General features: G+C 71.2%; 9 protein-coding genes. 3 read left to right on the forward strand and 6 right to left on the reverse strand.

Annotation, left to right across the window (positions count from 1 at the left end; translation table 11 throughout):
• A partial coding sequence (locus ACLFOB_RS13195) for an energy transducer TonB (protein ID WP_410926372.1) occupies positions 1-615 on the forward strand: 615 nt, incomplete at its 5' end.
• Positions 616-1,021: 406 nt separating this feature from the next.
• Positions 1,022-1,417, forward strand: coding sequence for a cupin domain-containing protein (locus tag ACLFOB_RS13200; protein WP_410917333.1), 396 nt, complete (start codon positions 1,022-1,024; stop codon positions 1,415-1,417).
• A gap of 30 nt (positions 1,418-1,447) precedes the next feature.
• Here ACLFOB_RS13200 and ACLFOB_RS13205 read toward each other — a convergent pair whose 3' ends face one another.
• Positions 1,448-2,203, reverse strand: a complete 756-nt coding sequence (locus ACLFOB_RS13205) for a MipA/OmpV family protein (protein ID WP_410917334.1) — start codon at positions 2,201-2,203, stop codon at positions 1,448-1,450.
• 74 nt (positions 2,204-2,277) lie between these two features.
• Here ACLFOB_RS13205 and ACLFOB_RS13210 point away from each other — a divergent pair, with 74 nt between their 5' ends.
• Positions 2,278-2,820 (forward strand): hypothetical protein, encoded by a 543-nt coding sequence (locus tag ACLFOB_RS13210; RefSeq protein WP_410926373.1) that lies wholly within the window; start codon positions 2,278-2,280, stop codon positions 2,818-2,820.
• A gap of 13 nt (positions 2,821-2,833) precedes the next feature.
• Here the strand turns inward: ACLFOB_RS13210 and ACLFOB_RS13215 are convergent, their stop codons facing one another.
• From ACLFOB_RS13215 to ACLFOB_RS13235, 5 genes are all read right to left on the reverse strand, one after another.
• Positions 2,834-3,616 carry an SDR family oxidoreductase gene (locus tag ACLFOB_RS13215; RefSeq protein ID WP_410926374.1) on the reverse strand — a complete coding sequence of 261 codons (783 nt, stop codon included), beginning with the start codon at positions 3,614-3,616 and terminating at the stop codon, positions 2,834-2,836.
• Between the two features lie 362 nt (positions 3,617-3,978).
• Positions 3,979-4,608: an ABC-type transport auxiliary lipoprotein family protein gene (locus tag ACLFOB_RS13220; protein WP_410926375.1), complete on the reverse strand. Its 630-nt coding sequence runs from the start codon at positions 4,606-4,608 to the stop codon at positions 3,979-3,981.
• An 8-nt stretch (positions 4,609-4,616) separates the two neighbouring features.
• Positions 4,617-6,356, reverse strand: coding sequence for an MlaD family protein (locus tag ACLFOB_RS13225; protein WP_410926376.1), 1,740 nt, complete (start codon positions 6,354-6,356; stop codon positions 4,617-4,619).
• Positions 6,357-6,365: 9 nt separating this feature from the next.
• Positions 6,366-7,151 (reverse strand): ABC transporter ATP-binding protein, encoded by a 786-nt coding sequence (locus ACLFOB_RS13230; RefSeq protein ID WP_410917339.1) that lies wholly within the window; start codon positions 7,149-7,151, stop codon positions 6,366-6,368.
• Between the two features lie 2 nt (positions 7,152-7,153).
• Positions 7,154-7,662, reverse strand: a 509-nt coding sequence (locus ACLFOB_RS13235) for an MlaE family ABC transporter permease (protein ID WP_410926377.1), incomplete at its 5' end; no start/stop codon positions are given.

Here is a 7,662-nt window from a genome sequence, read left to right on the forward strand (position 1 = left end):
GCGGCCCCCGCCGCTCCAGCCGAAGAGGCACAGGCCTCCGACGCGCCGGCCACGGCCGTCGAACGTTCGCTGCGCCCGCAGGTTCGTGCGCCGCAGATCGAGGAACGCCAGCGTCAGGCAGAGGCCGCGCGCCGCGCCGCGGAGCGCGAGCAGCAGGCCGCCCGGGAGGCCGAACGCCAGCGTCGGGCCGAAAGCGAGCGCCGGGCGGCGCGCGAGGCCGAGCGGCAGCGGCAGGCGGCGCAGACCCCTCAGGGCAACGCCGAGCAGAACGCCCGGGCCGGGCAAGCCTCAGGCGAGGCCCAGGCAGAGGCGGTTTCCCGCGGGGCGGGCGGGCCGAGCCGCGAAACCGGCAATGCCGCCGCGAGCAACTATCCCGGCGAGGTGATGCGCAAGCTCTCGCGCGTGCGCCGCCCCTCGGTCAGCGCACGGGGGGCCGCGGTCGTGACGTTCCGTATCGCGCCCGGCGGGGCCCTGGCCGGCGTATCGATTGCGCGCAGTTCGGGCTCCACGCGGCTCGACCGCGCCGCGCTGGCCATGGTGCAGCGTGCGGCCCCGTTCCCGCCGCCGCCGCGCGGCGCGCAGCGCAGTTTCTCGATCGAGATCGCCGGACGATGAGGCGTGCAGTCGTGCGGCGACCGAAGCCGCCGCAGCGAGACGAATCGCCGACGGAGACGGTGGCACGCGCCACCCACCGGCCCGGGCGCGGCCCTGCACGCCTGACGAAAAGGAAGAGACCCCCGCTGTCGTGAACCGCGTTGGGCCGCGCGCCCTTGGCCGGCAGGCACTGTCAGTCCTCGGCCGTGGATTTCCGGAGCGCCGGACTTCGGACAGCGAACATCTTCCCGATCCGCCCGCTTTCGTCATCGCCTTCGACAAGGAGTTGGTCGCGCGGCGCTTGCACCGCCCAGCATTGGCAGGTCGTGCGGCAACGCGCGCGGGTGCCTGTTGACGGGCTGCCGCCCGACGCCGCACAACGGGGCTTGTCACAGACGCCTGTCCAGGAAAGAGGACGAAGATCGCAATGAAGATCATCCGATCGGGCACCGCCCCCTCCGCGCCGGGGCAGGAGGCCTATTTCACCGGCACCGTGCGCCTCGACCCGCTGTTTCAGGCGGAGGCGCCGGGCCGGGCGACGGGGGCGCATGTCACCTTCGAGCCTGGCGCGCGCACCGCCTGGCACACGCATCCTGCGGGCCAGACCCTGATCGTCACCTTCGGACGCGGGCGTGTCCAGCGCGAGGGCGGGCCGGTCGAGGAGATCCGCACGGGCGACGTGATCTGGTTCGACGCGGGCGAAAGGCACTGGCACGGCGCCGCCCCCGACACCGCGATGAGCCACATCGCGATCCAGGAGGCGGTGGACGGCGCGTCCGTCACCTGGCTCGAGAAGGTGACGGACGCGGAGTATGGCGGATAACGGCGCCGTGTCCGGGACGCGGCGCCCGGGTCACCACCGCAGCGAAAACCGCCGGGTCAGCACCATCGAGAGGCTGTAGCCGTCACGCGACTGCACCAGGGGCGAGTCGGCCGCATCGCCGGTCAGACGCTCCCATGCAATGGTGCTCTCAAGCCCCCAGTCGTTGCCAAGATCCCAGGCCGCGCCGATCTCGAGCCCTGCGCTGACAAGGCCTGCGCCCGCGTCATACGCGGGGAATGCCGACGCCGCGGCCTCGGCGCCCGAGACGCCGAAATAGGTCTGCGCATAGTCCTCGGCGCCCCAGAGCGCGCGCGGCCCGGCGGTGATCGTCAGGCGCGGCGTCGGGCGCAGGATCGCGTCGGCGCCCACCTCGGCCACAAAGGACCGATGCCCCCCGAAGCCGTAACGCAGGTCTGCGAAGGCAAGGACGTTCTCGCTGCGGTAGCCCAGTCCGCCGCCCAGTTCGACGGTGGCGTCAATGTCGTCCATCCCGGCAAGCTCGGCATGGTCGTCGTCGCGCCGCGCCGAAATGAAGCGGAACGAACCGCGCGGATGCAGGCCGAAATTCTGCGCGTTCGGGTCGGGATCGCCGAACTCGAGCTTGCCGATCCGCAAGTGCTGAAACGAGAAGCTGCCCGTCGGGCCGACCTTGTAGTCGTCCGAGCCGAAGTATTCCGGGCTGACCTTCGGCCCGAGCCCGGCCGAGAAGGACAGTTCCGCCGCTGTCACCGGTTGGCAAGGAGCGAAGGCCGCAAGCATCGCTGCGGCGAGGATGGCAGGGCGCATCGGGAAACCTCCTTCTTTGCGTCGGGCATGGTAGACGCGCGGGCGGCCAAGGCAACGCCTGCACGGGTGGGCGCGTGGCGCAGCAGCGCCTGCGTTTTGGACAGGCGCGCGAAACGCGCTATATCGTTCAGATGCCCGTGACTGTCCGCGACATGATCGAGGGCGAGGCCCCGACCGATTTCCGGGCGATCGAGCGCGCGCTCGCCGCGCAGGACGATCGCTGCGCCGAGGCCGAGGCGGTGTTGTCGGCGCTGATCCTGCGCCGCAGGACCGAGGGCGACGCGGGGCTTTACGGCGCGCTCACCAGCGCCGATTGCGCCCGGCGGATCGCCTTTCTGGCAGAGCACCTGCGCGCGGTTGGCGCGCGGCGGGCCGCGGCGGCGGTCCGTGCGCTGAGGGCGCGGTTGCCTGATGCCGCGCGCAGCAGCCCCGGCGCCGTGCTCGAGGCATTGGACGAACGCCCCGATATCCTGCCGCTGTGCCGCTCGCTCGACGAGGATATGGCCGGGATCGCGGCCGCGATTGAGGATTACCTGCGTCAATGTCCGGACGATGTGCTGAACGCCCAAGTGACCCGGAGCGGGCCGCTCTCGCGCCTGCGCCGCCTGTTCGACTGACCCGCCGGCGCGCTCACTCTTGCCCGAGGCCCTCGCGTTGCAGCCTTGCCATCGCCGCGATCCAGCGATCGGTGTCACGCGCCTTGTGCTGCATGTAGTCCGCGACCTGCGGATGCGGCAGGATCAGAAACCGCTCCGCCCGCAGCCCGTCGAGGGCCGCCTGCGCCACGGCCGCGGGGCCGAGGACCCCGTCGAGGGACGCGAAGCGTGCGGCGGGGCTCTGCAGCATCGCCGTGTCCACCCCTTGCGGGCACAGGACGGAGACCCGCAGCCCCGCGTCGCGATGGGTGATCGCGAGGTTCTCGGCAAAGCCGAGCGCCGCGTGCTTGGTCGTGGAATAGACCGCGCTGCCGATCTGGCTGAGCAGGCCGGCGGCCGAGACAGTGGCCAGAATCGTGCCGCCGCCCCGCGCCAGCATCCGCGGAACGAGCGCGCGCGCGGCGCGCACATGGGCGAGCACGTTGACCTCCCAGGCCTCCTGCCAGACCGCGTCTTCGGCGCCGGCGGCGTTCTCGAGGCCGAAGCCGGTGGCGATGCCCGCGTTCGAACAGAAAAGGTCGATCGGCCCCTCCTGCGCCTCGATGCGCGCGATCAGCGCGGCGATCGCGGCACCGTCGCGCACATCGAGGGCGGCCGCCTGTCCACCGATGCGCGCCGCCACCTCCCGCGCGCCCGCCTCGTCGATGTCCGTCACGATGACATGCGCGGCGCCGGCCGCGGCGAGCGCCTCGGCCAGCGCCCGGCCGATGCCGCGGGCGCCACCGGTGACAACGGCGCGGCAGCCTTCGACCTGCATGGGCGATCTCCCTTCTGCGTGACCCCGGATCCGGCCCGGCTCTCCGGGTCGGTGCAGACTAGATGTGAAGTTGCGCGAACGGAACGCTGCCGATCCGCGCTGCAGGGGAGGCTGGGCAACAGTCCCGTCCGTTCAGGCCCGGCATGCGGTGCCGGCCAAGGCGATGGGCGCCCTCGATCGCCGGAACGGGCGCCTTGCCGCGGCCGTCCGAGCCCGCCCGCCGTCGGGCTGCGGCAGGATTCTGGCCCTGCGCGCGGGAAGGATAGCCGCGAAACAAAACGGCCGCTGGCTGCGGATGGCCGGGAATGGTCGTGCATGGCGATACTCCCCTGGCCCGGCCGCGCCGGCGGATGCAACGCGGCTCAGGAGGCGGTCGCCGAGATGCCCCGCGCGCGCAAGACCCACTCCACGACATCCAGCAGGACGGCGTCCGAAACCTGATCGAAGCCGGCAAGGAGCGCGCGGGTCGAGGTATCGGGAACCCGCGAGGCGCCGGTGAAGCGGCGCGAGGCGACGATCCGGGCGTCGTCTTCCCGCACGAGCCGCGCGACGAGCGTCATCTCGACCACCGCGCCCCCGGCCTCCGTCGTCTCCCGCGCGCCGAAATCCACCAGTTCCGAGACCAGCGCGACATCCCCCGAGGCGCCCAGCGGCCGACGCCCGACGAAGCGGAAGGCGTCGGTGCGCAGGAAGGCCTCGACCAGGGCCGTCTGCATCATCACCGGCGCGTCCTCGCTCCAGCGTGCCTCGGGCAGATAGGCAAGCTGCGTGGCGCCGGTGCGGATCAGGATGCGGTCGGTGGCGATGGCGCCGCCCGCGGCCGGCACCTCGACCACCAGCTGGATGTCCTGCATCCCGCGCGCGGCGGGCAGCTCGGCCGGCGCCCGCAGCTCGTGCACGTCGAGCGGCTCTGACGCGCGCTCGATCGCGGAGATCGCCGTGCAGCCCGACAGCGTCAGCGCGACGAGGCAAAGGGCAGGGGCTCGGATCATGGCGGACCTCATCGTCTGTAAGCGGGCGTTTCGCCGCCCAGGAAATAGCGCGCCGGGTCGCGCTCGATCTGGCGCACGAGACTGCGCAGGTTCTCGATCAACTCGCGCGACTCGCGGCCGAGGCGCGTGTATTGCGGCAGCCCTTCTTCCGCGAAGCTGCGCAGCGAGGGGCCAAGGCTCTGGGCCGAGCTTTCCACCTCGGCGAAGGCCGCGTTGGCGCGCTCGCTGGTCTGGCGGATCTCTTCGGTGATGGCCGGAACGTCGGCCGTCACGGCCGCGATGGCCTCGTCCAGACGGGCGAGCGTGTCCTGCAGGCCGGTCACGATGCCCTCGATATCCTCGGTCATCACCCGGTCCGCCGTGGTGAAGGCGCTCTCTGCCGCGGCGAGCGCGGAGTCCCCGGTCTCGAGCGCGGCGTTGAGCCGGCCCAGCGTCTCGTTGGCGTTCTCGAATGTGGTGGCGACGGTGTCCAGGGTGCCGGACACCTCGGCGGTGATGTCGTCCGCCCGCCCGGCCGCCGCCGACAGGTCCGCGCCCACGCTTTCCACCGTGCGCGCAGCGGTCTCGGTCGCCTGCCGGATATCGGCGAGGATGGCGGGCAGGTCCGTCTCTGCCACCTCCAGGGCGGCCTCGGCCACCTCGTCCGCATTGGCGAGGAAGGCGCGCGTCTCGCTCACCAGCGCGCTGCCGTCCTCCTCGATGAAGGTGTCGAAACGGTCGGCGGCGGCCTCGACCGCGGCGACGCTGGCGGACACCTCGTCCAGAACCCGGTCGGTGGCGGCGATGGTCGCTTCGGCCTGCCGCAGCCGCTCGGTCGCGACCTCGCCCGTGCTGCGGAACTCGGCCAGCATCGCGGAGGCGTCGCCGCCCACGCGCTCGGCCTCGGAGCGCAGGCTGGCAAGCGTGGTCTCCAGGTCGTCGACCACGCGCGGCAGATCGCTCTCGAAGAAGGCGGTCGCGGCATCCATCGTCTGCCGCCCGCTGGTCAGCGCCTCGTCGCCCAGGTCGAGGCTCGATTCGGCGCGCTGCGCGAGCTGCGTCACCTCGCGCAGGGTCTCGTCGGCGCTGCGCAGCGTGGTGGTCGCGGCCTCGGAAATCTCCTCGAGCCGGGAGGTGAAGACGCCGATATCCTCGGTTGCCACCGCGACCGTCTCGGTCACCGCCGAGAAATCCTCCAGCGCCTGCGAAAGCTCGCCTGACGAGGCATCGAGATTGGCGAGAATGTTGCCCACACGCTGCTGGTTCTCGTCGCCCAGGACCTCCGAGACACGGCGCGTCACCTCCAGGAGTTCGTCGAGGATGGCGGGCGCGTCCTCGCTGAGGCTCTGCAGGACCGAACGGCCCGCCGGAATTTCGGGAACGGCCTCGTCCGAGGCTTCGGCAAGCAGCGGATCGTCCCGGTCCCCGGAGCTGATGCCGACAAAGCTCTGCCCGGTCACGCCCAGCGACTCGATCGTGGCCTCGCTCGATGTGCGCACCGGCGTGTCGGCCTCCACCTCGATCCGGACGCGCACCCGACCGGTCCGGTCCTCGGCCAGCGCGACCTCCACCACCTGTCCCACCGGCAGCCCGCTGAAGCGCACTTCGGAGGCGTTGGAAAGTCCGGCGACAGTGGGAAAGACGATATCGTAATAGGCGAACTGCCGATCCAGCTCGACCCGGGCGAACCACAGCAGGAAGCCCAGCAGCCCCAGAAAGCCTGCCAGCGTGAAGGCGCCGATCAGCAGATAGTTGGCACGGGTTTCCATCGCTTCGGCTTACTCCTCGGCGTGCGGTGCTGCAATCTCGCCGCGCGCCGCCCGGGCGCGCGGGCCGGTGAAATACTCCTGCACCCAGGGATGATCGACCTCTAGCATGTCGTCGAGCGTGCCGGTCACCAGCACGCGCTTTTCCGCCAGCACCGCGATCCGGTCGCAGGTGGCATAGAGCGTGTCGAGGTCGTGGGTCACGAGGAACACGGTCAGGTTCAGCGCGCGCGACAGGCCCCGGATCAATTCGTCGAAGGCCGCCGCACCGATCGGGTCGAGCCCGGCGGTGGGCTCGTCCAGAAAGACGATCTCGGGGTCGAGGGCGAGCGCGCGCGCCAGCCCCGCGCGCTTGCGCATGCCGCCCGAGAGCTCGGAGGGGTATTTGTCGCCGGCGTTCCACGGCAGCCCTGAGAGCGAGATCTTGAGCCGCGCCAGCGACTCGCGCGTCTGCGCGTCCAGCCCTTCGATGTTGCCAAGCGGGACCATCACGTTCTCGCACACCGTGAGCGAGGAGAAGAGCGCGCCGTCCTGGAACATCACGCCGGTGCGCTCGGCCAGCGCGTCGAGGTCGGCCTCGGACGCCGCGCGCATGTCCGTGCCCAGCATCCGGACCTTGCCGGCCGTCGGCGTGATCAGCCCGGTGATCGCGCGCAGCAGCACCGACTTGCCGGTGCCCGAGCCGCCGACCACGCCCAGGATCTCGCCGCGGTAGACGTCGAGGTCGAGGTCGTCGTGCACGACGTGACTGCCGAACTGGGTGCGCAGGCCCCGCACCTCGATGACCGTCTCTGCCATGCTCACATCCCGATCTGCTGGAAGAAGACGGAAAAGAGCGCATCCGCCACGATCACCGCGAAGATCGCCGCGACGACGGAGGAAGAGGTCATGCGCCCCAGCGATTCGGCGGTGTTGCCCACCCGCAGGCCGGCGCGGCACCCGATGACGCCGATCAGAACGGCAAAGACCGGCGCCTTGACCAACCCGACGATGACATGATCCACGTCCGTTCCTTCGGCAAGACGGGTGGCGAACATCGCCGGCGAGATGCCGAGCTCGATCCAGGACATCAGCGCGCCGCCGAAGATGCCGGCGACATTGGCGATCAGCCCCAGGATCGGCAGCATCAGCACCAGCGCCAGCACCCGCGGCACGATCAGCGCGTGCCCGGGGTCGATGCCCAGCGTGCGCATCGCGTCGATCTCCTCGCGCATCTTCATCGAGCCGATGGCGGCCGTGAAGGCCGAGGCGGTGCGCCCCGCGACGATGATCGCGGTCAGCAGGATGCCCAGCTCGCGCAGGATCGAGA

The sequence above is a fragment of the Rhodosalinus sp. genome (assembly GCF_046542825.1).
Lineage (GTDB): Bacteria > Pseudomonadota > Alphaproteobacteria > Rhodobacterales > Rhodobacteraceae > Rhodosalinus.

Excerpts from the sequence above, each read along its gene's own strand:
- ACLFOB_RS13200 (WP_410917333.1), top strand. The coding sequence starts at position 1,022 with ATGAAGATCATCCGATCGGGCACCGCCCCCTCCGCGCCGGGGCAGGAG.
- ACLFOB_RS13205 (WP_410917334.1), bottom strand. The coding sequence starts at position 2,203 with ATGCGCCCTGCCATCCTCGCCGCAGCGATGCTTGCGGCCTTCGCTCCT.
- ACLFOB_RS13215 (WP_410926374.1), bottom strand. The coding sequence starts at position 3,616 with ATGCAGGTCGAAGGCTGCCGCGCCGTTGTCACCGGTGGCGCCCGCGGC.
- ACLFOB_RS13220 (WP_410926375.1), bottom strand. The coding sequence starts at position 4,608 with ATGATCCGAGCCCCTGCCCTTTGCCTCGTCGCGCTGACGCTGTCGGGC.
- ACLFOB_RS13225 (WP_410926376.1), bottom strand. The coding sequence starts at position 6,356 with ATGGAAACCCGTGCCAACTATCTGCTGATCGGCGCCTTCACGCTGGCA.
- ACLFOB_RS13230 (WP_410917339.1), bottom strand. The coding sequence starts at position 7,151 with ATGGCAGAGACGGTCATCGAGGTGCGGGGCCTGCGCACCCAGTTCGGC.